This window comes from Nocardiopsis sp. M1B1, from assembly GCF_052466615.1.
The window spans coordinates 6,865,807-6,888,946 of record NZ_CP196194.1 but is presented as its reverse complement, the minus strand read 5'-3'; the positions used below and the strand labels follow the sequence as shown (position 1 = coordinate 6,888,946).

Genomic DNA, 23,140 nt, shown 5'->3' with positions numbered 1-23,140 from the left:
GTACCCGATCACGTACTCCGCTACTCGACCCCTCGTACCTCGGCCTCGTAGACCGTGCCCCTCCACTCGCCGGACCCGGCCAGCTCGGTGAACCAGACCACGACGTAGCGGGCCTCGACCGGTTCGTCGAGGGTGACGACCTGGGAGCCGCCCGTGCCCGATCCGACGACCTCGTAACCGGTCTCGCTGTCCGAGTCGCTCTCGCCGGCCAGGATCTGGAACTCGTAGCCGCTGCCGCCGAGGTTGAGGTCCACCTCGTGGACCTCGTGGACGGCGCCGAGGTCGAGCTGGAGTCCGACGCCGGGCTTGATGTCGCTGAGCGGGTCCCTGTAGCCCTGGGTGTTCCACTCGGTGGCGGTGTCCCCGTCGTGGGCGCGGCCCGCCTTGTCCGAGTGCTCGTCGGTGTTGCCGTGCGGGTTGAGGCCGCGTGACCCCTGGATCTCCAGCGGGCTCAGCTCCACCTCCCCGCCGCCGTCCGCGGCCTGGCCGCCGCCGCCCTCGGGCGGGGCCTCCTCGCCTCCGCCCGCGCTGAACATCGTCCCGACCGTCCAGGCGCCGACGACCACACCGGCGAACAGCACCAGGGCCGCCACGCCGACCAGGATCTTGCGGAGCGAGGGCTGCGTGCGCGCGGTCCGCTGCTCCATCCGGGAGGGACCCTGCCGTTCACGCACCTCGGAGCCGCCCCGGACGGAGGCGCCGCCCCGCGAGGCGGAGCCCGTCCGTCCGACGGAACCGTGGCGGGCCTCCTGGTCGTCCCGTGCGCCCGCGGCCCCGCCGCGGGTACCCCGTGGGCTTCGGCGCGGGCCGGTGCTGTCGAACTCGCCGGTGCGCCGGGAGGTGCCGGGCACGGGCGGGGCCGACTCGGCCTGGGTGACGGGCAGGGGGATGAGCCTGGGCACCTCGGCCATGGCCGCGCAGAAGTCGGCCGGCGAGGCGATGGGCGGTCCGGGCACCAGCTGCCCCGCGAGCTGCGGCAGGGCGGCGCGCGTGGTGATGGTGCCCAGGGGCTCGGTGACGCCCTGTCGGATGTGGTGGGGAGGGTAGGGGCCCGCGGGGCCCTCGGGTGCGGCGGGCAGGCCGCTCTGCGGGCCGCCGGGCCAGTGCCCGGTGAGCGCCGCGTAGAGCAGGTTGCCCAGCCCCTGGGCGTCGGTGGCCGCGGGGTCGGGGTTGCCGGCGCCCAGCAGGGCGGCGTCCACGCCGATGCCGGTCACCTTGACCGCGCCGCCGCTGCTCCACATGAGCTTGCTCGGCGTCAGGCACAGGTGGTGCAGGCCTCCGGCGTGCGCGGCGGCGATCGCCTCGGCGGCCTCGGCGACCAGTCCGGCGGCGCGCTCGGGCTCCATGGGGCCCTGCGCGAGGAGGTCGGCCAGGGAGGAGCCGATGACCCACTCCTCGACCACGTAGGGGACGGGGGAGGAGTCGTCGGCGTCGAAGACCTGCGTGACGCGGGCGTCGGGGATGCGGCTCGTGGCCCGGGCGGCGCGCACGACCTCGGACGTGCGCGGGAAGCCCTCGGCGAAGGTCCACACGGCCACGGGACGCGCGAGCGTCTCGTCGGTGGCCTTCCAGCGTGTGGCGCCGCCGGTCTCGCTCACCACTTGGTCCAGGCGGTAGCGGTTGGCCAGCTTCGCACCGGGTTCGATGAGGAAGGTGCTCATGATGGGAGTGACGGGTGCCAGTGCCGTGGTTTCGCGTGCGTCCGCGCTCCCTGGCCGTGTGCGGACCGGAGCGTTACGGGGTGCGCGCGAGGGGTCCGTCGGCCCTGCCTGCTGTCCCCAGCCTCCCTTCGGGCAGTTCGGTTGAACAATGCGGTAGCGGTAAAGCGATGCCTGTCCATGCTAGGACGCGTGAACAGCATCTTCGGAGGACAACGGATACTCGGCCACCTTCCGGTGCTTAACGGAGCGGGTCCGCCCAATCTCAGCTATTCCTGGTGATCAGCGGCGTCGCAACCGGGTTTTGAGCAAATCGAGGAAGGATGTGACTTCTGTCACTTTGAGAAGCTTTGCGGTCACCACGAACAGCACGGCTCCGACGGCGCCTCCCGCCGCCATCGCCGCCAGACCCGGCCAGACCTCGCCCGGCAGGTCCCGGAAGAGGTAGATCATCGCCACCCCGAAGGCCGCGGACGGGGCGGCGGCCAGGTGCAGCCGGAGCAGCGTGGCCGCGGTCCGGCGCCCGTCCAGGCCGTTGAGCCGCCGGTGCAGCATGTACCACATGATGACGGAACCGACGACGTAGTACAGGCCGTACGGTACGGGAAGCCACACCACGACGTGCTGCGGTTCCACGAGGAACAGCAGGCCGATCGCCGTGGTCGCGTGGGCGATCTCGGAGGGGATCGACACCAGGGCCGGGGTCCGGGTGTCGCCCAGAGCGTAGAACACGCGCATCTGGAGCTGGAAGAGCGTGAACGGGATCAGCATCACGCAGAAGACCATGAGGATGCGCCCGATGGCGGCCGCGTCCTCGGCACTCGTGCTGCCCTGCGCGTAGATCAGCACGCAGAACGGGATCGCGAAGACGATCATCGCGACCGAGAGCGGCGCGATCAGCACCGAGGACAGGCGGAAACCGCGTGAGAAGTCGCTGCGCACCTGGTCCTTGCGGCCCGCGGCCACGTGCTCGCTCATCCTGGGCAGCAGCGCGGTGATCACCGAGACGGCGATGACCGCGTACGGGAGCTGGAAGAGCATCGACGCGAACTTGTACGCCGCGATGCCCGCGCCGGACTCGAAGCCCGCGTCGGCGGCCAGGGCGCCCGCGCGGGTGGCCACGTTGGTGGAGACCAGCGCCCCCACCTGCGCGACGACGATGTAGAGCATCATCCACGAGGCGGCTCCGGCCGCCTCGCCCAGGCCCGAGCCCCGCAGGTCCAGGCGCGGGCGCCATCGGAAGCCCGCCGCGGCCAGCGCCCACACCAGGACGGCGGCCTGGACCACCTGCCCCAGGGCGGTGCCCAGCCCCAGCAGCATCAGCTGGCCGTCGGTGACGGTCTCGGGGGTGCGCCCGGGACCGGCCAGGTTCAGGAACCACACGCAGACGCCGATGATGACCACGTTGTTCAGCACCGGCGCCCACATGGGCGCGCCGAACCTGTTGCGCGCGTTGAGCATCGCGCTGGCCAGCCCGCTGGCGCCGATGAAGAAGATCTGCGTGACCAGGTACCGGGCCAGGACGACGGAGACCTCGTACTGGGCCCCGGAGAACCCGCCCGCGTAGATGCGGATGAACCACTCCGCGACCAGCACCGACACCAGCGTGAGGGCGAACAGCACCAGCAGCATCAGGGTGACCAGGCGCTGCTCGACGCCGTCGCCCCCGTCGGCGTCCAGCTTGCGCCGCTTGACCAGGAACGGCACGAACACGCTGGCCAGCAACCCGCCGATGAGCAGGTCGTAGACCATGTACGGGACCATGCCCGCCGTCTGGTAGGCGTCGCCCAGCAGCTGGGTGCCGATCGCCGCCGCCAGGATGATGGTGCGCACGAAGCCCGTGACACGGGAGACGATGGTGCCCAGCGCCATGATCGCGCTCGACCGGGCGAGGTTGCCCGGCGCCGTGTGGGAGGTACCGCCGATCTCGTCGCCGTCCTCCAGGCGGTCGGCGGTGCCCACGTCGCCGATGTCGCTCGGGTCCCGGAGCGTGTGCAGTCCGGTCTCGGGCTCGGTGCCCGGCTCCTCGCGCTCGTAGGTGTCGAGCACGTCCTCCGGCATCACCATGGCGGGCCGCCGACGGGTTCTGTTCCCGTCGGGCGGCTCGGCGTCCCCGGGGGACGTCCGCTGCGGCAGCTCGCTGGACACCGTCGTGCTGTCCTTCACTCTCGTTCGGGCGGCTTCGGGGCCTCGGCGGGGCAGAGCCGGGGGAGGGGGGTCACGGCATCAACGACGCAGCCGGGCGCGGATCAGTTCCACGGCACCGGTCAGCTCCGGGACGCGCAGCAGCCGCGCGCATCCCAGGAAGAGCAGCGCGCCCAGGACGCATCCGGCGGCCGGGGCGCCGATGTAGGTGGCCAGGCCGGGGCCGACGTAGGTGTCGAAGGCCCAGAGCACACCGAGGCCGGCCGCGATGCTCGGGACGGCGGCCAGGTGCAGGCGCAACAATGTGCCAATGACGTGCTTGCCGTCAAGCCCCCCGATGCGCCGGCTCAGCACGATTCCGGCGATGGTCAGCCCGGACAGGAACGAGATCATGAAGCCCGCGGCCACGCCCACGACCACCAGGTTCGGCGGAAGCACCAGGTAGGACGTCAGCGCCAGGGCGCTGTGCACGGCCAGGTTGGCGAGGCCGAGCATCGCGGGGGTGCGGGTGTCGCCCATGGCGAAGAACACGCGCAGCATGAGCTGGAACACGGTGAAGGGCACCAGCCCCAGCGACATGACCGCGAGGATCTGGCCGATGCTCTCCGCGTCGTCCACCGAGATGGACCCGCGCGCGAAGGCCAGGACGGACAGCGGCTCGGCGAACATCGCCACCGCGAAGGCGGTCGGAACCAGCACGAACGCGGAGACGCGCAGGGTGCGGGAGAAGTCCGCGCGGACCGCGTCCCAGTCGTGGTCGTCGGCGTGGGCGCTCATCCGGGGCAGCAGCACGGTGATGAGGGAGACCGCGATGATCGCGTACGGCAGCTGGAAGAGCTGGTACGCCAGGTTGTAGGCGCTGATGCCCGCGCCGACGTCCAGGCCCTCCCTGATGCTCGCCACGTTCGCGGCGTTGGCGATGTTGGTGGTGATCCACAGTCCGGCCTGGGTGAGCAGGGTGTAGAGCATCATCCACCCGGCGGTGCGCACGGCGTCGCCGAGCCCGGAGCCGCGCAGGTCCAGGCGGGGCCGCCAGCGGTAGCCGGTGCGGGACAGGGCCGCGAACAGCACGACGGCCTGGAGCGCCATACCGGCCGCGGTGCCCGCGCCCAGCAGGGTCAGCTGGCCGTCGGTGACGGTCTCGGGGGTGCGGCCCGGACCGGCCACCCACAGGAACACGGCCGCCACGCTCATGATGACGAGGTTGTTCAGCACCGGGGCCCACACGGCCGCGCCGAACCGGTTGCGGGTGTTGAGCATGGCGCTCAGCAGGCCGCTCATGCCCACGAAGAAGATCTGCGCCAGCAGGTATCTCGCGAGGTAGACCGAGGCGTCGAACTGGATCGGCGTGAACCGGGAGCCGTAGAGCCAGATGAGGAACTCGGCGGCCGCGACCGCGACCGCGGTGAGCAGCAGCAGTGCCAGCAGCGTGGTGGTGAACAGCCGGTCCTCGGTGGCCTTGCCGCCGTCCGCGTCGCGTTTACGCCGCTTGACCAGGAACGGGATGATGACGCTGGCCATCAGCCCGCCGATGAGCAGGTCATTGAGGATGAAGGGGATCGTGTGCGCCGTGTGGTAGGCGTCACCGAGCAGGTGGGTGCCGATGGCGGCGCCGAGCACGATCGTGCGGGCGAAGCCGGTGATCCGGGAGGCCATGGTGCCCACGGCCATGATGGCGCTGGAGCGCATCATTCCGCCGCCGCCCGACCCGGCGTCCCCGCCCTGGCCGGAGCCGCCGCCGGAGCCCCCTCCGGACCCGTGCCCGGGGTCGGCGCCGGTGTCGGTGACGGGACCCGGCACGTCACCCTCCTCGAAGGTGGGCGCGGGGCCGCTCTCGGGACGGACCGCGCTCGGGACCGGTGCTTGCGGCTGGGGGCGTCGGCGGTGCTTCCCGCCGCCGTTCGAAGAGTCGGTGACCACCGTGGATCAGGCTTCCTTTCGTCCGACTGGGGAATGTCCGGCCGCGGCGCCGTGGTCCGGCGTCCGCGGGTCGGCCACGCGGGTGCGGACCGCGTGCGCCGACATGGAGACGTGCGGGTGTGTCGACATGGCGTCCTGTCGGTAGGGAGCTATGTCACCTCTCCGGAACCGCTGGGTCACGTGCCCGTGCCGTCGCGGTCCCGCTCCGCGCCGCCCGCCGCGGCTGGGGAGTCGGCTTTCTCTCGGCCGGAGGGGTCCTCCGGCCGCTCGGTGTCCTCGGCTCCGTCCGCCTCCCCGTCCGGGGCTGCGTCCCGGGCGGGGGAGGCGTCCTCCGCGGAGGAGGGGCCCCCGGACGTGTCCGGGGCGGTGTCCCGGTCCGTCCCGGAGGGCTCGTCCCCGGACGGGTCCCCGGAGGGCGTCCCTCCGGAGTGTGTGACGCCCGCGGAGTCCTCGGCGTTCGCGCCGTCGCGGTCCGCCCCGGCGGCGGTCCCGGAGGCCTCCGCGGCCTCGGGCGCCTCGGCGGTCCCGGCGGTTTCGGAGGCGGCCGCGGCGGCCTTGCCGCGGGCCCACTTGCGCAGCGCGCGCGGGGCCAGGGCCGCGACGAGGATCAGCAGGCCGATACCGCTGATGGCCAGCGCCTGGGTGCCCAGACCGGTGGCGTTCACCGGGATCTCGACGTCCTGGCTGCTGATCGGCTCGCCCTCGGAGTTCTGCAGCCCCACGTTGAGGACCGTGCGGCCGTTGACCCGGGCCGACAGCGGGATGTAGACCGTGGTCCTGGTGCCCGGCTCCAGCTCGAAGGAGTGGTTGTACTCGCCCACGCTCAGGCGGTCGGAGTTCTCGGAGAAGACCGACAGGTTCACGAAGACGGTCTCGTCCTCCAGGTCGTTGGCGACCAGGATGCCGGTGGTGCCGGTCCGGCTGGCCAGGGTGACCGGCTCGCCGGGGATGACCCGCACGTCGTTCATGCGGTCCTGCACGTCCTGGTCGACCATGGCGCGGGTGGCTCCCGCCAGGGCCTCCTCCTCCCGCCAGTACACCGACTCCAGGCGCAGCAGCACCGGGCGGAGCGGGTCGCTGCCGCCGACCAGGACGCTGTTGAACAGGCGCACGTCCCGGCTCACGTCCTCGACCAGCCCCAGGTAGGTGGAGCTGAGCTCCTCCCCGCGGGCGCTGTCGGGGTAGGTCAGGGACCGGCGGGTCCGCTCGCGCTCACCGGCTTCGGGCAGCTCGACCTCGTCCAGGCTCCGGGGGGAGAGCCACGGCAGGTCCTCGGAGGCGGCCAGCACGCCCCGGGCGAACTCGGCGTCGGGGTTCCAGTCCGACTCCGGCGAGGCGACGACCACCCGGCCGCCCCCGGCGTTCTCGCCCGCGATCATCGCCGTCTCGGCGGCGAAGCGCTGGAGCGCGAGCTCGGTCTGGCCCGGCTCCCCGGTGGGCATGGACAGCACGTCGGTGATGCCCTGGTCGGCGACCAGGGCGAAGGGCTCCTCGGACGTCTCCTCCTCCGGCGCGGGCAGCGGGGCCTGCGCGGTGGGGGTCGCGGACAGCCAGGACGAGGCGGGCACGGCCTTCTCGTCCAGCAGGAAGCGGGTCGCGCCGTGCGAGGCGAGCAGCTGGTGGACGCCCCCGTCCATCAGGCCGCCGGGGGGCAGGGCGAAGGTCTCGTCGGCCTCCGTCTCCAGCGCCCGCAGGACCGCCTCCTGGCCGACCCGCAGGGCCGCCTCGGCGTCGGAGCCCATGTCGTTCCGGAGCAGGGCGGCCAGGTCGGCCCGGGCGTAGGGGGTGGCGACGACGTGGTCGGCGGCCAGCACGCGGCGGGCCTCGCGCAGCCACACCTGTGCAGCCTCGCTGGCCTCGACCTGGTGCCGCACGGGCTCGGACTCGGCGGGCACCGCGAGGGGGTCCTCCACGACCGCGTGCCCGGAGGAGGCCATGCGCAGGATGTCGTCGAGCGTGCCGGGGTCCACGGCCCAGGTGACCGGGACTCCCTCGTCGCGCTCGGTGTCCTCCTCTGCGGGCTCGTCCTCGTCCTCGGCGTTCTCCGCTCCCTCTCCGGTGGCCTCCTCCGTGGGGAGGGCCTCCGCGGTCTCCTCCGCGGTGGCCGTGCCCTCCGAGGGCTCCACGGACTCCTCGTTCAGGCCCAGCAGCTCGACCAGGTCCTCCTCCCCGGCCTCGAAGGACACCGGCTCCTGCGCCCCCGCGGCCAGCAGGCGGCCCAGGCGGCCGTCGGCGGCGACCGCCGAGTGCAGGCCGTCGTTGAGGAAGGTGTTCTCGTCCGCGCGCTGGGGCGGCGCCATCAGCGGCCACACCCAGGCGATGTCGACGGAGGGGGCGTCGTCCCCGCCCGTGTAGGGGAGGAAGGTGTACTGGGAGCCGACGACCCGGCCGTCCCCGTCCACGGCCTCGACGACCAGCGGGTACACGCCGTAGGAGTCCAGGCCGAGGTCCTCGACCGGCACGCTCAGGGAGTACTCGGCGCTGGCCTCGGGGGCCAGTTCGGCGGTGACCTCCTCGTCGGGCCCCGGCGCGTCGGGCTGCCAGCCCTCTCCCGAGGCGAACTCGTCCAGCTCGCCGCGGTCGCTGAAGGGGTTCCGCGAGTAGCTGAGCCGCACGCTGACGTCGCTCAGGTCCTCGGAGGTGGTGTTGGTCACCTCGCCGGTGACCCGCAGGGTGCTGTCCTCGTCGGCCGCGTCCGGTGTGACGCGCTCGACGACGAGCGGATCGGCCGTCTGCTCCGCGTTCGCGGACGTGGCCGGTATCGGAAGCAGCGCGGTGGTGAAGGCCATGACCACCGTCGCGGAGGCAAATCGACGCAACGCTTGACCGTTTTCCTGACTCGGGTCCAGGTGGCCGTCCCGCCGGTGACGCGGTGCGGGGGGACGGTCGGAAGTACCCGCACGGCGCACACGGCGTACGCGGGTCGGGTGGACGCGGGGCAACCGGGGCGTCCTACCACTTCCCTCGAAGATACCGCCTTCCCCGTGCGTGGAGTCGGGTCGCGGCCGCCGCGCGGCGTGCGGGGGAGACCGGGCGCCCCCGCCGAACGTCGGCGGTCCGCCGCGGCGGCCTCCGAACCGTGTAAGGCCCGGTACCGGGGGGCGGGGACGATTCGCGGTTTGCTTCGGGCGCCGCCTAGTCTCGTGGTGTGCCGAACACAGAGTTTTCGCGGGAGAGCGACGCCGCCCAGCAGCCGGACGCCGGGGACGCACCGGGTGCGGGTGCGCTGACCGGTGCGCAGCGTGCCGCGGTCACGGCGTTGGCGGACTCCTTCCCGACCGTCTCGGAGGAACTCGGCGAGCGCTTCGCCGCGCACGGCCAGCAGCTCGCCCTCGTCGGCGGGCCGGTGCGCGACGCCCTCCTCGGCAGGCCCGCCAACGACGTGGACCTGACCACGGACGCGGTGCCCCAGCGCATCCTGGAGCTCGTGGACGGCTGGGCCGACTCCGTGTGGACCGTCGGCATCGACTTCGGCACCGTGGGCCTGCGCAAGAAGGGCCTCCAACTGGAGGTCACCACCTACCGCAGCGAGTCCTACTCGCCCAAGTCCCGCAAGCCCGAGGTGGCCTACGGCACCGACATCCACGACGACCTGCTGCGCCGCGACTTCACCGTCAACGCCATGGCGGTGCGCCTGCCCGGCCTGGAGTTCGTCGACCCGTTCGGCGGCCTGTCCGACCTGCGGGACAAGGTGCTGCGCACCCCCGGCAGGCCCGAGGACTCCTTCAGCGACGACCCGCTGCGCATCATGCGCGCGGTCCGCTTCGCCGCCCAGCTCGGCTTCACCCTGGCGCCCGAGGTGGCCGAGGCCGCCCGGGACATGGCCGACCGGCTCTCCATCGTCTCCGCCGAGCGCGTCCGCGACGAGCTGACCAAGCTCATGCTCAGCCCCGACCCGCACCGCGGCGTCGAGCTCATGGTGGACCTGGGCATCGCCCGGTACGTACTTCCGGAGATCCCCAAGCTGCGCCTGGAGATCGACGAGCACCACCGGCACAAGGACGTCTACGAGCACTCGCTCACCGTCCTGGACCAGGCCGTCGAGCTGGAGGAGAAGCGGGGCCACGAGCCCGACCTGGTGCTGCGCCTGGCCGCGCTGCTGCACGACGTCGGCAAGCCCAAGACGCGCGCCTTCGAGTCCGGGGGGCGGGTGACCTTCCACCACCACGAGGTGGTGGGCGCCTCGATGAGCCGCAAGAGGCTCACCGCGCTGCGCTTCCCCAAGGACGTGGTGTCCGACGTCAGCACCCTGGTCGAACTGCACCTGAGGTTCCACGGCTACGGCAGGGGCGAGTGGACCGACTCCGCGGTCCGCCGGTACGCCCGCGACGCCGGTTCGCAGCTGGAGCGGCTGCACATCCTCACCCGCGCCGACTGCACCACCCGCAACCGGCGCAAGGCGGCGGCGCTGGCACGCTCCTACGACGACATCGAGCGTCGGATCGGGCTGCTCGCCGAGCAGGAGGAGCTGGACCGCATCCGCCCGGACTTGGACGGCAACGAGATCCAGGAGATCCTGGGGGTCAAGCCGGGTCCCGTGGTCGGCCGCGCGTACCGCTTCCTGCTGGAACTGCGCCTGGAGAACGGCCCGATGGGCAAGGAGGCCGCGACCGAGGAGCTGCGCGCCTGGGCGGCCGAGCACCTGTGAGGGTCAGCGGCCCGGCTTGACCGCCGTGACCGCCATGGCCATGCCGAACACGCGCAGCGGGGTGCCCTCCAGGGTGTCGGACAGGGTCTGCAACGCCGTGGTGCGGCGGTCGAACGGCGGCATCAGGTAGTCGATGGCGCCCACGCGCAGCCCGGCCCCCCGCAGCAGTCGGCCCATCTGCTGGGTGGTGAACGCCCGCGCGTCCGACATGCGCGCGTGCAGGGGCCCGACCCAGGGCAGGAAGGGCGCGGTCAGCGCCGAGCGGCGCCGACCGCCCCAGAGCACGCCGTGGGTCTCGAAGGGGAACCAGCGGTTGGGCGTGGTCAGCGAGAACGCGCCGCCCGGCTTGAGGACCCGGCGGACCTCGCGCAGGGTGCCCTCCAGGTCCTCGACGTGCTCGACCACCTCGAACGCGGTCACGCGGTCGAAGGTGTTGGCGTCGAAGGCCAGCGCGTCGGCGGACATCTTGTGGATGCCGATCCGGTCCTCCAGCCCGGTGCCCGCGATGCGCCCGGCGAACGCGTCGAGCCGCTCGGGTTCGAGGTCGATCGCGTCCACGCGCACGTAGCCCCCGGCCAGTTCGACCGTGTAGGTGCCGTCGCCGCAGCCCACGTCGAGCAGGCGGTCGCCGCGGACGGGCAGCTGACGGGAGACCGCCCCGACGCGCTTGACCACCCCCCGCGGCCCGAGGGCGCTGGAGGCGTCGCCCAGTGCGTCACCGGTGTGCATGGAGAACCATCCCCGCTGTCGACAAGTCTCCCCGTGGAGACTACAGCAGGTGATCACATGGTGACGTGTCGACGTGTTGTCGGGTCGACAAGGCTTCACGGGCGGCCAAGGCTTTGTCGCTGCAGGAAGTGGCTATATTATCGTCTGTAAAAGTAGCCACGAAGGAGAGGGTTATGAGACTCGGCATCAAAGAGCTGCGCGACGGCCTCAGCCGCCACCTCGCCGAGGTGCGTGAAGGGCACACCATCACCGTCACGGACCACGGCAGGCCCATCGCCAGGATCGTTCCCGCGGAGGGGCCCAGCACTCTGGACCAGCTCATCCTGGACGGACGGGTCAAGCCCGCGCGCAGGGCCAAGCGCAGCGTCCCCACTCCCGTCAAGGCGGACGGCACCGTGAGCGACCTCGTGGAGGAGCAGCGCAGGTGAACTGCTACTTCGACACCTCGGCCTTCGTGCCCCTCCTGATCGAGGAGCCCGGATCCGAGCGGTGCCTCCGGCTCTGGGAGACGGCCGACTCGGTGGTCTCCTCCCGCCTGCTCTACGCCGAGGCCGCCGCGGCACTGGCCCAGGCCGAGCGCATGGGTCGGATCACCGGTGTCGCGTACACCCAGGCCATGGAACTCCTCTCGGAGCTGTGGGAGGAAGTGAACGTCCTGGACGCGGACCAGGTACTGGTGGAGCGCGCGGCGGAACTGGCACGGGAGTTCGGTCTGCGTGGCTATGACGCGGTCCACTGCGCTTCCGTCGAACGGCTCAAGAGCGGAGATCTGGTCGTGGCCTGCGGGGACCGGCGCCTTCTCGACGCCTGTGAGGCGTTGGGCATGGCCACGGGTGACACCTCGGTCTGAGGTCGGCCGAGGGGCGACAAGAAGACCTGTCGCCAGGTCGACAAGGCGCTACGCGGCCTCGCGCTCCGCCTCCGCGGCGCTGGCGCGGCGCCCGCGCACCACCCAGGCGGCGCCCATCACCAGGTAGGCCGCGGCCATCGCGACGACCACCGCGGGGTTCACCCCGGACGGCGGGACCAGCGCGGCGGCCAGCGCCGCGCCCAGGACGAACGTGGCGTTGAACAGCACGTCGTACACCGAGAACACCCGCCCCCGGAACGCGTCGTCGACATGTCGCTGAACCAACGTGTCGACGGTGACCTTGACCCCCTGCGAGACGAATCCCAGCGCGAACGCGGCCACGGGGAAGAGCACGGGCGAGAAGGGCAGTCCGAACACCACCAGGACCGCCGACGCCGCCGCCAGTTGCAGCGCGATCCACGTCCCCGGGGCCATCCGGGCGGTCGCCCACGGCGTGGCCACCGCGCCCACCAGGAACCCCGTCCCCGACAGGCCCATCGCCACCGAGAAACCGGCCAGCCCGGCCACGCCGCCGCCGGTGAAGGTGTTGTTGTACAGCAGCAGCGTCAGCAGCGTGGAGATCCCGAAGAGCACCCGGTGGCCGCCGATCGTGAGCAGCGCGTCGCGGGCGTCCGGGCGCGCCCAGAGGTGGCGCACTCCCGAGACCATGCCCCGCACCACGTTGCGCACGGCCGCCGCGACCTCGTCCGGCTCCCGCTCCAGGTGCGGCCCCAGCTCGTCGTGGCCCAGGGTGAGGGAGACCAGCGCCGCCCCGGCGAAGCCGAGCGCGGCCACGAACAGGATGAGCCCGGTGCCCAGGGCGTCCTCGCCGCCGAGCAGACCGATCGCGGCGCCCGCCCCCGCGCCCAGGAAGCTCGCCGCGGTACCGCTGGTCGGAGTGACCGCGTTGGCCATCATCAGCTTGTCCCGGTCCACCACGTAGGGCAGCCCGGCGGACAGCCCGGACAGGAAGAAGCGGTTGACGCTCAGCACCAGGAGCGCGGTGAGGAGGAAGGCCGGGCTCTCGCCCTCCGCCACCAGGAACGCGCTCGCCACAGCGAGTGCCGCCTTGGCAAGGGAGGACAGCAGCAGGATCTGGCGCCGGGGCCACCTGTCGATCAGGACCCCGGCGAACGGCGCCACCACCGAGAACGGCAGGAGCAGCACCGCGAAGGCCGCGGCGACCGCGCCCGCGCTGGTGTGCTGCTCGGGGGTGAAGAAGACGAAGCCCGCCAGCCCGGCCTGGTACACCCCGTCGGAGAACTGCGCCACCAGCCGGGTGCCGAACAGGCGGCGGAACCGGGGCCCCCGCAGGACCACGCGCAGATCACCGAAGAAGGACACGGCACCAAGGGTAGGCCGTGCCCGGGGCCGGGACGGCCCCGGGGAGGAGCGGGCCCCGGCCGTGCGCCGGGACCGCTCTCAGGAGCGCTCTACTCGTCGGCGCCGTCGTGCTGGCCCGAGGCGATGAACTGCTCGACCTTGTCGTGCGCCTCGGCGTCGCTGTACTGCTCGGGCGGGGACTTCATGAAGTAGGAGGACGGGGCCAGGATCGGGCCGCCCATGCCGCGGTCCTTGGCGATCTTGGCGGCGCGGACCGCGTCGATGATGATGCCCGCGGAGTTGGGGGAGTCCCAGACCTCCAGCTTGTACTCCAGGTTCAGCGGCACGTCGCCGAACGCGCGCCCCTCCAGGCGGATGTAGGCCCACTTGCGGTCGTCCAGCCACGGCACGTGGTCCGACGGGCCGATGTGCACCGAGCCGGCCTTCAGCTCGTGCGGGATCTGGGAGGTGACGGACTGCGTCTTGGAGATCTTCTTGGACTCCAGGCGGTCGCGCTCCAACATGTTCTTGAAGTCCATGTTGCCGCCGAAGTTGAGCTGGTACGTGCGGTCCACGATCACGCCGCGGTCCTCGAACAGCTTGGACAGCACGCGGTGGGTGATGGTCGCGCCGATCTGCGACTTGATGTCGTCGCCGATGATCGGCACACCCGCTCTGGTGAACTTCTCGGCCCACTCGGGGTCGGAGGCGATGAACACCGGCAGGGCGTTGACGAAGGCCACGCCCGCGTCGATCGCGCACTGGGCGTAGAACTTGCCCGCCTCCTCCGAGCCCACCGGGAGGTAGGACACGAGCACGTCGGCCTTGCTGGCCTTGAGCGCCGCGACCACGTCCACCGCGTCCTCGGGGGACTCCTGGATGACCTCGCGGTAGTACTTGCCGAGCCCGTCGTAGGTCGGTCCGCGCATGACGGTGACGCCGGTCGGCGGCACGTCGCAGATCTTGACGGTGTTGTTCTCGCTGGCCGTGATGGCGTCGGCGAGGTCGTGGCCGACCTTCTTGGCGTCCACGTCGAAGGCTGCGACGAACTCGATGTCGCGCACGTGGTACGGGCCGAACTGCACGTGCATCAGGCCTGGTACCCGGGACTCGGGGTTGGCGTCCTTGTAGTAGTGCACGCCCTGGACGAGCGACGCCGCACAGTTGCCGACGCCCACGACGGCTACACGTACCGAACCCATTGGTCCTTGCTCCTTCTTGTTCGCGAACATGGATTCCACGGCGCACGACGACGGGACCGCGCCGACGGCGGTTCCGGGTCCCGTCGCCACGCGTTCGTTTCCCGTATGTGGTCAGCAGCGCACACGGCGTTTCTGTTCCCACCCGCCGCCCCGCACCGCCCGCGGTGGTCGGTGTCCGGCGCGCGCGGTCCCCGTGCCCTCCGCGCCGCCTCGGCGGACGGACCGGGCACGGTTCGCGTCCCGCGACCGGGAACCGCAGGGGGAACATGCATGTCTGGCTGTTTTGTTCAGTTCTGACTCTATCTCCGCCCACCCGCGGGCCCGCATGCCAGACCTGTGACACGAGTCCGCGTGAGTGCGCCCGCGCGTCGGCCGCCGTCCGTGAACCCCCGGAGTCCTGCGGGGAAAATCTCACACACCCATCCCTACCAGCGCCGACACCGAACACTTCTCGGGCGGGTCGACGCCCGGCAGACTCGTCGGGGTTCGGTTTGCCCGCTCTGAACTGGCATGACGGGCGATTCCAGGCGAAACATGGCCAGGTGTGCCAAGACGCGCGATAACCTCGCGCGTGGGTTGTGCTATACCGTTCGATCGCTCTAACGTGACCTGTGATTTGCGTGCGTAGCCGGTAGAGCCCCCGGACCCAGCCCCTGCCGCGGCGGCGTTTCCGTAGGCACCGAGCACCGAGGGCTGTCGCTCCCGCAGGCCAACGACCAGGAGGAAGAAGCGGCTTACGTCTTCGCGACCTGTGTGAAAACCCCCGCCCGCCTTCGGGCGTCCTTTATCAAGCCTTGAACGACAGGCACAGCGTTGGACACGGCCACGCCGGTCCGGTCCACGCAGTCGTCGCGAGAAGCAGGTCGCGGATCACCGATCCCCCAGGGGGACCGTCCCCCCGTTTCCACCAAGGAATCGTCAGGCCGACCGGCCGTGAGAGGCAATCGAGGACCACGTGAGTACCGAACGACGACGGAACGCCGATGGCGGCCGTCGCCGGGCCGACGGCCCGGCCGACGGCTCGCGCGGCGGCGGCGGACGGCGCCGGGCCGACGGCCCGCCCCGGGACGAACCCTCCGGAGGCCGCCGCCGCCCGGACGCCGGTGACGGCTTCTGGGGGGACGACACCGGGCCCGAGCGCCCGCGCCGCCGACGCCCCCCGGAGCAGGAGGCCCGTTCCGAGGGCCGCCGCTCCGAGGGCGACCGCCCCCGCCGCCCGGAGGGGCAGCGCCGCGCCCCCGCCGACGGTGACCGCCCCCGCCGCCGTCCCGAGGGCGAGCGCCCCCGGCGGCCCCAGGACGGTGAGCGCTCCGGCCACCGCTCCGAGGGCGAGCGCCCGCGCCGTCCCGAGGGGCAGCGCCGCCGCCCGGACGAGGACCCCCGCGGCCGCCGCAGGGCGGCCGGTTCCGGACCGCGCGACCCCCGCGACCCCCGCGACCGCGGCCGTGACCGCGAGAACGCCGCCCGCTCCGAGGGGCGGCGCGCCCCGGGCCGCGGCTCCCGCGCCGCCGCCGGCGGCGGCAGAGGAGGCCGGGGAGGCGGCCGGCGCCGCTCCCGCGACGAGGAGCCGGACGACCGCCCCTGGTTCAAGCGCTTCCTGTCCAAGGCGTGGAAACCCGCCCTGGCCGTCTTCGGTCTGATGATCATCGGCGGCGTGGCCGCCTTCGCGGTCCTGTACGCCATGGCCCCCAACGTGAACGAGCTTGAGGCCAAGTCGGACGCCAACCTGTCCGCCACCCAGATCATGTGGGCTCCGGAGGGCGACGCCGAGCCCGAGGTCGCGGTCACCACGGGCGAGGTCAGGCGGGTCGAGGTCCAGAGCGAGGACATCCCGCAGACGGTCATCAACGGTGTGCTCGCCGCCGAGCAGCGCACCTTCTACACCGACCCCGGCATCAGCGTCTCCGGCATCGGGCGCGCCCTCCTCTCCGGCGGCGAGGCGGGCGGCGGTTCCACCATCACCCAGCAGATGGCGCGGAACTACTACAGCGACCTGGAGATCGAGAACCAGTACATCCGCAAGATCCGCGAGATCTTCATCTCCATCAAGCTCAACCAGCAGATGGAGAAGGAGGACATCCTCTCCACCTACCTCAACACCATCTACTTCGGCCGCAACGCCATGGGCATCCAGATGGCCTCCCAGTCCTACTTCGGCAAGGACCTGGACGAGCTGACCGACGCCGAGGGCGCCTTCCTGGGCATCATCATCCAGATGCCCAGCAACTTCCAGGGCGAGATGGGCGACTGGACCAGGACCTACCTCAACGAGGAGCGCTGGCCCTACGTGCAGGAGCAGCTGGCGCTCATGCACGAGGAGGACCCCGACCTCGGCCTGCCCAGGGCCGAGGCCGAGGCCCTGGAGATCCCCGAGCTGGTTCCGTACGGCACCGAGGAGGGCGAGGAGGAGCAGGAGTACGACCCCAAGTTCGACTACGTCCGCCAGGCGGTCGTCCAGGAGATCGAGGAGCGCTACTCCGGGATCACCGCCCAGGACATCGCCACCCAGGGCTTCGTCGTGCAGACCTCGCTGGACCCCGCGCTCATGGACGCCGCGCGCAGCTCCTTCGACGTCCTGCCGAACACCCCCGAGGACACGATGATGGGCCTGACCGCGGTCGACCCCGCCACGGGGCGGATCGTCGCCTTCCACGGGGGCGACAACGTGGTCGAGGACGTCAACAACTCGCTGACCCACCGGACGCAGGCGGGTTCGTCCTACAAGCCCTACGTGCTCGCGACCGCGCTCAAGAACGGCATCAGCCTCAACAGCACGTTCGACGGCGACTCCCCCCAGGAGTTCCCGGGGCTGCAGAGCGAGGTCATCAACGCCAACGGCACCAGCCACGGACCGGTCGACCTCGTCTACTCCACCGCCCATTCGGTCAACACCCCGTTCGTGGAGCTGGCGGTCCAGATGACCCCGGTCGCGGTGGACCAGCTCGCGGTCCAGGCCGGTGTGGCCGAGGAGCAGACCACGACCTCGGCCCAGGGGCCGCTCATCGCGCTGGGCACCCACCAGGTGAGCGCGCTGGACCAGGCCGAGGGCTACTCCACCTTCGCCGCGGGCGGCGTGCACCGCCCGGCGCACATGGTCACCGAGCTGCGCACCTCCGACGGCCAGGTCATCCCGCCCGACGACGCCGACCTGCTGGAGAGCGGTGAGCAGGTGGTCACCGCGGATGTCGCGGCCGACGTCACCTACGCCATGACCCAGGTCGTCGAGCCCGGTGGCGGTGGCGACCAGGCGGCGCTGCCCGACGGGCGCCCCGTCGCGGGCAAGACCGGTACCTCCAGCGACGCGGTCTCCGCGTGGTTCGTGGGGTACACGCCGCAGCTCGTCGCCGCGGTGGGCCTGAGCCGCGCGGACGCCAGCCAGCCCCTGGAGTTCGACGGCCAGACCGCGGGCGAGATCTACGGTGGCACCACCTCGGCCAACGTGTGGCGCGAGTTCATGACGACCGCCATGGAGGGCGTCGAACCGGCGCCGTTCCCGCCGCCCGCCTACGTCGGCACGGAGCAGAGCTTCGTGCCCACGCCCTCCCCGAGCGCCGAGGAGAGCGACGAGCCGAGCGACGAGCCCACGGTCGAGGAGTCCCCGACGGAGAGCCCGGCGGAGTGCGACCCGTCCATGCCCGACTCCCCGGAGTGCCAGGACCAGCAGACCGACGAGCCCTGCGAACCCGGAATGGGCCGGGACTGCCCGGAGAGCCCCGGTACGGGGGACCAGGAGGAGTGCGGCGGCTGGTTGCAGCCCGAGTGTGAGGACACCGACCCCAGCGGCGAGGCCTCGGACCCCGAGCAGGACGGCGGGGAGCAGGGCGGCGGTGGCTTCGGGAGGACGACCAACACCAGCGGAGACCCCGGCAGGTTGGTGATCCTCGGCCGGAACGACTGACCCGGTTCTGGATGAGTGGGGGGCCGGTGCGCGTGGAGCGCACCGGCCCCCTTCGAGTGTGCCCGGGCTCCGTCCACAGGCCGCACCGGAGGGTGCGCGGCTGCTGGTAATCTTTGATCCCGTATGGCTCAGAGTCCGCGCGACGCCCGCCCCCGCGGCGCGGAACCCGTCCCGGACTCCTGCCCTCCTGCTATGGAGATTCCATGGCCGCGACAGTCCAGAGGAGGAACGTACGCCTATGCGTCGTTACGAACTCATGATCATCCTCGACCCCAACCTCGACGAGCGCACCGTCGCCCCGTCGCTGGAGAACTTCCTGGGTGTCGTCCGCAACGACGGCGGCTCGGTGGAGAAGGTCGACATCTGGGGCAAGCGCCGTCTCGCCTACGACATCGACAAGAACGCCGAGGGCATCTACGCGGTGATCGACCTCACCGCCGAGCCCGCCACGGTCAAGGAGCTGGACCGCCAGCTCGGTATCGCCGAGGCCGTGCTCCGCACCAAGGTGCTCCGCCCCGAGGTCCACTAGGCGGCGTCCCGCCGCCGTCCCCCGCCCCGATCCACCCCCGGCCCCGGCTGTTATGTCGGTGGTCGCGCGGATGATCGGGGGAACAGGCGAAACCGCCTGATCCGACTACCTCGAACCGGAGCCCATCCATGGCAGGCGAAACCCAGATCACGCTCGTCGGCAACCTGGTCGACGACCCTGAACTGCGCTTCACTCCCAGTGGAGCCGCGGTCGCCAACTTCCGTGTGGCCTCGACGCCCCGCACCTTCGACCGCGCGTCGGGGGAGTGGAAGGACGGCGAGTCCATGTTCCTCACCTGCACCGTCTGGCGGCAGTACGCGGAGAACGTGGCCGAGAGCCTTCAGCGCGGCATGCGCGTCATCGTGCAGGGCCGGCTGAAGCAGCGCTCGTACGAGACCCGCGAGGGTGAGAAGCGGACCGTCTTCGAGATCGACGTCGACGAGGTCGGCCCGGCCCTGCGCAGCGCCACCGCCAAGGTGACCAAGTCGCAGCGCCAGGGCGGCGGAGGCGGCTTCGGCGGTGGCGGCGGCGGTGGTTTCGGTGGCGGCCAGCCCCAGCAGGGCGGCGGCTACGGGAACCAGGGCGGCGGCTTCGGCGGGTCGCAGGGCGGCGGAGGCCGCAGCGGCCCCCCGGCCGACGACCCGTGGGCGACCAACGGCGGCGGTGGCGGCGGCTTCGGCGGCGGAGGCGGGGGCTTCTCCGACGAGCCCCCGTTCTAACCGCGGCGAGTACCCCGTCCGGCGCCCCGAGGCGCCAGACCCTTTCCACATCAGACCATCCCCGGGAGGACCCCGGGGCTCTTGCGAAGGAGCACCACGATGGCTAAGCCGGCAGCGCGCAAGCCCAAGAAGAAGGTTTGCCTCTTCTGCCAGGAGAAGCAGTCCTACATCGACTACAAGGACACCACGCTTCTCCGCAAGTTCATCTCCGAGCGCGGCAAGATCCGCGCCCGCCGCGTCACGGGTAACTGCACCCAGCACCAGCGCGACGTCGCGACCGCGATCAAGAACGCGCGCGAGGTGGCCCTGCTGCCCTACACCAGCACCGCCCGCTAACGGCGATATCCGAGGGAGGTTTTTGTCGTGAAGCTGATTTTGACCCACGAGGTCAACGGTCTCGGAGCCCCCGGCGATGTCGTCGAGGTGAAGAACGGCTACGGTCGCAACTACCTGCTGCCCCGCGGGTTCGCCATCCGGTGGACGCGCGGCGGTCAGAAGCAGATCGACCTGATCCAGCGCGCGCGCTCCGCGCGTGACATCCGCACGCTCGACGAGGCCCAGCAGGTCGCTGGCCGCGTCAACGCGCTCACCGTGCGCCTAAAGCAGCGCGCCGGCGAGGGCGGCCGCCTGTTCGGCTCGGTCACGCCCGCGGACATCGCCGACGCCGTCAAGGCGACCGGTGGTCCCGAGCTGGACAAGCGCCGGATCGAGATCAAGAACCCGATCAAGGCCGTCGGAAGCCACAAGGTCCAGGTCCGCCTGCACCCCGAGGTCTCCGCGACGATCAAGCTGGACGTCGTCGGTTCCTGACCGACGCCGTGCACGCCGGGCCCCGTCTCCCTCCGGGAGGCGGGGCCCCGCTTTTTTCCATGCTTCCCGGGGTCTCCGCCGCGCCCCCGACGGCCCTCCGCGGGTCCGCCGGTCCCCGGAGGCGGTCCGCGTTCTTGCTCGGTTCTCCTGACACGCCTGGTCAACAGACAACCCTTTGATTACTCTTTGTAATCTATCGTGTTCTCTGTGTTGGTGTCGTACGTTGCACCACCCAGCACGGAGAGGACGCAGAGCCATGACCGTGGAAAGAAGAGACGAGCCGGGCCGACACACACGGGTGGACCGCAGGACCGTTCTGCGGGGAACCGCCCTCGCCGCCGGGGGAGTGCTCCTCGGCGGGATCGCCGGGATCCCCGCCGCGGACCGGGCCTCCGCGGCCACGCGACCCAAGGTGTACACGCGCGCCGACTGGGGGGCGCGCGCTCCGAAGAACAAGATCGAGGTCGTGCGCCGCGGGGCCACGCACATCGTCGTGCACCACACCGCCACGGCGAACGCGTCCGACACCTCGACCTCGCACGCCGCGTCGCTGTCGCGCTCCATCCAGCGGTACCACATGGACACCAACGGGTGGAGCGACATGGGGCAGCAGTTCACCATCAGCCGCGGCGGCCACATCATGGAGGGGCGAGACCAGAGCCTGCGGGCCGTCAGCGCGGGACACCACGTCCTCGGCGCGCACACCGCCAACCACAACGAGCACGCGATCGGGATCGAGAACGAGGGCACCTACACCTCGGCGGCCCCGCCCGCGGTCCTGCTGGACTCGTTGGCGGACACCTGTGCCTGGCTGTGCCTGGCCTACCGGCTGGACCCCGACGAGGCCATCGTCGGCCACCGCGACTTCAATGCGACGGGCTGCCCCGGCGACAAGCTCTACGCGGCGCTGCCCCGACTCCGCTCCACCGTCAGGAGCAGGATGCGGGAACAGCTCGCCCACCCGGGCGCGGCGGCGGTCGCGGCACCGGAGCCCGACCAGCTGCCGACCTACCCCGACGTGCCGCGGGACGAACAGGTGAGGCCCTACAGTCACGGACCCGCCGTCGGTGAGCGCGACACGTTCACGTGACCCCGCCGGTCCGCCGGAGGGACACGGGCACCGGGCCCGTCACGGCCGCGCCGTGGCGGGCCCCCTGATCAGGGCCGGTACGCGCCGGTGACCAGCCAGGCCGTACTCCGGGCCCGGAACCCGAGGGTGACCGCGCGGGCGAGGATCCACACCCCGAAGGCGACCCACAGGCTCACCAGCGCCCACAGGGGGCCGTCCGCCAGCCGCGGCAGGACCAGGGCGAACGGCAGGAAGACCAGCATCGTCCACAGGGACGCCCACGCCAGGTAGCGCTGGTCACCGGCGCCCATCAGCACGCCGTCCAGCACCATGGTCACCCCGCTCAGCGGCTGCAGCAGCGCGACCACCACCAGCGAGGCCGTGATCAGGACGCGCACCTCGGGGTCGGAGGTGAACGGGATCCACGCCCACGGCAGCGCCAGGAACACCAGCGCCGCGAAGACCAGGCCCAGCCCCACGCCCCACTCCACCATGCGCCGCGTGGCGTCCCGGGTGCCCTGGACGTCCCCCGCGCCCAAGTAGCGGCCCACGATGGACTGCCCGGCGATGGCGATCGCGTCCATGGCGAACACCAGCAGCGCCCAGATGTTGTGGCTCACCTGGTGCGCGGCGATCGACGCGTCGCCCAGCCGGGCCGCCACCGCCGTGGTCACCAGGGCCACCACGCGCATCGACACGCTGCGCAGGAACAGGGCGAACCCCGCCGAGGCCGAGGCGCGCAGGCCCGCCGTCGTGGGCATGAGCGACACGCCCTCGCGCCGGGCGGCGCGCGCGATCGTCATCACGTACCAGAACGCGCCCCCGCCCTGGGCGAGCACCGTCGACCAGGCCGAACCCGCGATGCCCCAGTCCAGGACCAGCACGAACAACGAGCACAGCACCGCGTTGGCCACGTAGGAGCAGACCGCCACCACCAGCGGGGTCCGGGCGTCCTGGAGGCCCCGCAGCACACCGGTGCCCGCCATGACGATGAGCAGGAACGGCGTGCTGAGCAGGCTGATGCGCAGGTAGGTCAGGGCATAGGGCGCCACGTCGGGCGAGGCGCCCAGCGCCTCCACCATCACCGGGCCGAGCGGCCAGCCGATCGCGACGGCCGCGAAGCCCAGCAGGACCGCGAGCCACAGCCCGTCCACGCCGTCCCTCACGCCCCCGGGGACATCGCCCGCACCGAACCTGCGCGAGACCGCCGCGGTGGTGCCGTAGGCGAGGAAGACGCAGACGGCCACGAGCGTGAGCAGCACCTGCCCGGCCACGCCCAGGCCGCCGAGCGCCTCGGTGCCCAGCGTGCCGACGATCGCGGAGTCGGTGAGCAGGAACAGGGGCTCGCTGATGAGCGCGAAGAACGTCGGGACCGCCAGAGCGAGGATCTCGCGGTCGTGGCGGTGCCGGAAAGGGGCGGCCGAAAGCAGTTGTGGCATGACGAGCACACAGTATCGGACACGCGTTCTACGCGGGTGTGGAGTTGTCCACACCCCGGCTGAAGCCTGTGGATAACCTGTGGAAACACGCCCTGTGAGGCATCTTGCACCCCCTGACTGCATCCTGCGTTTTGGCAGGTCAAGGGCTGTATGCAGCGGTCGCGGCAAAGTTATCCACAGGTGATGTGCACAACCCCGGTC

At 71.7% G+C, this 23,140-nt stretch carries 17 protein-coding genes; 9 read left to right on the top strand and 8 right to left on the bottom strand.

Annotated elements, in window-relative coordinates; translation table 11 throughout:
• Nucleotides 1-20 precede the first annotated feature (20 nt).
• The 4 genes from ACSTA4_RS29865 to ACSTA4_RS29850 all read right to left on the bottom strand — a co-directional run bounded on the left by ACSTA4_RS29865 (nucleotide 21) and on the right by ACSTA4_RS29850 (nucleotide 8,512).
• Nucleotides 21-1,661: a protein kinase family protein gene (locus ACSTA4_RS29865; RefSeq protein ID WP_444961973.1), complete on the bottom strand. Its 1,641-nt coding sequence runs from the start codon at nucleotides 1,659-1,661 to the stop codon at nucleotides 21-23.
• A gap of 279 nt (nucleotides 1,662-1,940) precedes the next feature.
• Nucleotides 1,941-3,725 (bottom strand): murein biosynthesis integral membrane protein MurJ, encoded by a 1,785-nt coding sequence (gene murJ / locus ACSTA4_RS29860; protein ID WP_041553282.1) that lies wholly within the window; start codon nucleotides 3,723-3,725, stop codon nucleotides 1,941-1,943.
• 159 nt (nucleotides 3,726-3,884) lie between these two features.
• Nucleotides 3,885-5,723 (bottom strand): murein biosynthesis integral membrane protein MurJ, encoded by a 1,839-nt coding sequence (gene murJ / locus ACSTA4_RS29855; RefSeq protein WP_444961972.1) that lies wholly within the window; start codon nucleotides 5,721-5,723, stop codon nucleotides 3,885-3,887.
• A gap of 176 nt (nucleotides 5,724-5,899) precedes the next feature.
• Nucleotides 5,900-8,512 carry a DUF6049 family protein gene (locus ACSTA4_RS29850; protein ID WP_444964306.1) on the bottom strand — a complete coding sequence of 871 codons (2,613 nt, stop codon included), beginning with the start codon at nucleotides 8,510-8,512 and terminating at the stop codon, nucleotides 5,900-5,902.
• A 359-nt stretch (nucleotides 8,513-8,871) separates the two neighbouring features.
• On the opposite strand from ACSTA4_RS29850, the gene ACSTA4_RS29845 reads away from it, so the two are divergent.
• The gene (locus ACSTA4_RS29845; RefSeq protein WP_444961971.1) at nucleotides 8,872-10,371 is read left to right on the top strand and encodes a CCA tRNA nucleotidyltransferase; all 1,500 of its coding nucleotides are present in this window, start codon (nucleotides 8,872-8,874) and stop codon (nucleotides 10,369-10,371) included.
• A gap of 3 nt (nucleotides 10,372-10,374) precedes the next feature.
• Here the strand turns inward: ACSTA4_RS29845 and ACSTA4_RS29840 are convergent, their stop codons facing one another.
• Nucleotides 10,375-11,100, bottom strand: coding sequence for a class I SAM-dependent methyltransferase (locus ACSTA4_RS29840; RefSeq protein WP_444961970.1), 726 nt, complete (start codon nucleotides 11,098-11,100; stop codon nucleotides 10,375-10,377).
• Between the two features lie 173 nt (nucleotides 11,101-11,273).
• Between ACSTA4_RS29840 and ACSTA4_RS29835 the strand changes: the two genes are divergently transcribed.
• Together ACSTA4_RS29835 and ACSTA4_RS29830 are read left to right on the top strand one after the other, a co-directional pair.
• Nucleotides 11,274-11,528 (top strand): type II toxin-antitoxin system Phd/YefM family antitoxin, encoded by a 255-nt coding sequence (locus tag ACSTA4_RS29835; protein WP_444961969.1) that lies wholly within the window; start codon nucleotides 11,274-11,276, stop codon nucleotides 11,526-11,528.
• Complete coding sequence (locus ACSTA4_RS29830; RefSeq protein WP_444961968.1) at nucleotides 11,525-11,950, top strand: type II toxin-antitoxin system VapC family toxin; 426 nt, start codon at nucleotides 11,525-11,527, stop codon at nucleotides 11,948-11,950. The genes ACSTA4_RS29835 and ACSTA4_RS29830 overlap by 4 nt, the downstream gene beginning before the upstream one ends.
• 48 nt (nucleotides 11,951-11,998) lie before the next feature.
• Here ACSTA4_RS29830 and ACSTA4_RS29825 read toward each other — a convergent pair whose 3' ends face one another.
• Nucleotides 11,999-13,294 (bottom strand): MFS transporter, encoded by a 1,296-nt coding sequence (locus ACSTA4_RS29825; protein WP_444961967.1) that lies wholly within the window; start codon nucleotides 13,292-13,294, stop codon nucleotides 11,999-12,001.
• An 89-nt stretch (nucleotides 13,295-13,383) separates the two neighbouring features.
• On the bottom strand, nucleotides 13,384-14,475 hold the full coding sequence (locus ACSTA4_RS29820) for an inositol-3-phosphate synthase (RefSeq protein ID WP_274975570.1): 1,092 nt from the start codon (nucleotides 14,473-14,475) through the stop codon (nucleotides 13,384-13,386).
• Nucleotides 14,476-15,430: 955 nt separating this feature from the next.
• Here ACSTA4_RS29820 and ACSTA4_RS29815 point away from each other — a divergent pair.
• The 6 genes from ACSTA4_RS29815 to ACSTA4_RS29790 all read left to right on the top strand — a co-directional run bounded on the left by ACSTA4_RS29815 (nucleotide 15,431) and on the right by ACSTA4_RS29790 (nucleotide 21,521).
• Entirely contained in the window at nucleotides 15,431-18,373 is a 2,943-nt protein-coding gene (locus ACSTA4_RS29815; protein ID WP_444961966.1) for a transglycosylase domain-containing protein, read from the top strand.
• 238 nt (nucleotides 18,374-18,611) lie between these two features.
• Nucleotides 18,612-18,902, top strand: a complete 291-nt coding sequence (rpsF, locus tag ACSTA4_RS29810; protein WP_013155834.1) for a 30S ribosomal protein S6 — start codon at nucleotides 18,612-18,614, stop codon at nucleotides 18,900-18,902.
• Nucleotides 18,903-19,030: 128 nt separating this feature from the next.
• Nucleotides 19,031-19,621, top strand: coding sequence for a single-stranded DNA-binding protein (locus ACSTA4_RS29805; RefSeq protein ID WP_212642079.1), 591 nt, complete (start codon nucleotides 19,031-19,033; stop codon nucleotides 19,619-19,621).
• A gap of 99 nt (nucleotides 19,622-19,720) precedes the next feature.
• Nucleotides 19,721-19,957: a 30S ribosomal protein S18 gene (rpsR, locus tag ACSTA4_RS29800; protein WP_013155832.1), complete on the top strand. Its 237-nt coding sequence runs from the start codon at nucleotides 19,721-19,723 to the stop codon at nucleotides 19,955-19,957.
• Nucleotides 19,958-19,984: 27 nt separating this feature from the next.
• Nucleotides 19,985-20,431 (top strand): 50S ribosomal protein L9, encoded by a 447-nt coding sequence (rplI, locus tag ACSTA4_RS29795; RefSeq protein WP_013155831.1) that lies wholly within the window; start codon nucleotides 19,985-19,987, stop codon nucleotides 20,429-20,431.
• 256 nt (nucleotides 20,432-20,687) lie between these two features.
• The gene (locus tag ACSTA4_RS29790; RefSeq protein ID WP_444961965.1) at nucleotides 20,688-21,521 is read left to right on the top strand and encodes a peptidoglycan recognition protein family protein; all 834 of its coding nucleotides are present in this window, start codon (nucleotides 20,688-20,690) and stop codon (nucleotides 21,519-21,521) included.
• A gap of 68 nt (nucleotides 21,522-21,589) precedes the next feature.
• Here ACSTA4_RS29790 and ACSTA4_RS29785 read toward each other — a convergent pair whose 3' ends face one another.
• A complete protein-coding gene (locus ACSTA4_RS29785; RefSeq protein ID WP_444961964.1) occupies nucleotides 21,590-22,939 on the bottom strand; it encodes an MATE family efflux transporter in 1,350 nt (449 codons plus the stop codon).
• Between the last annotated feature and the right edge of the window lie 201 nt (nucleotides 22,940-23,140).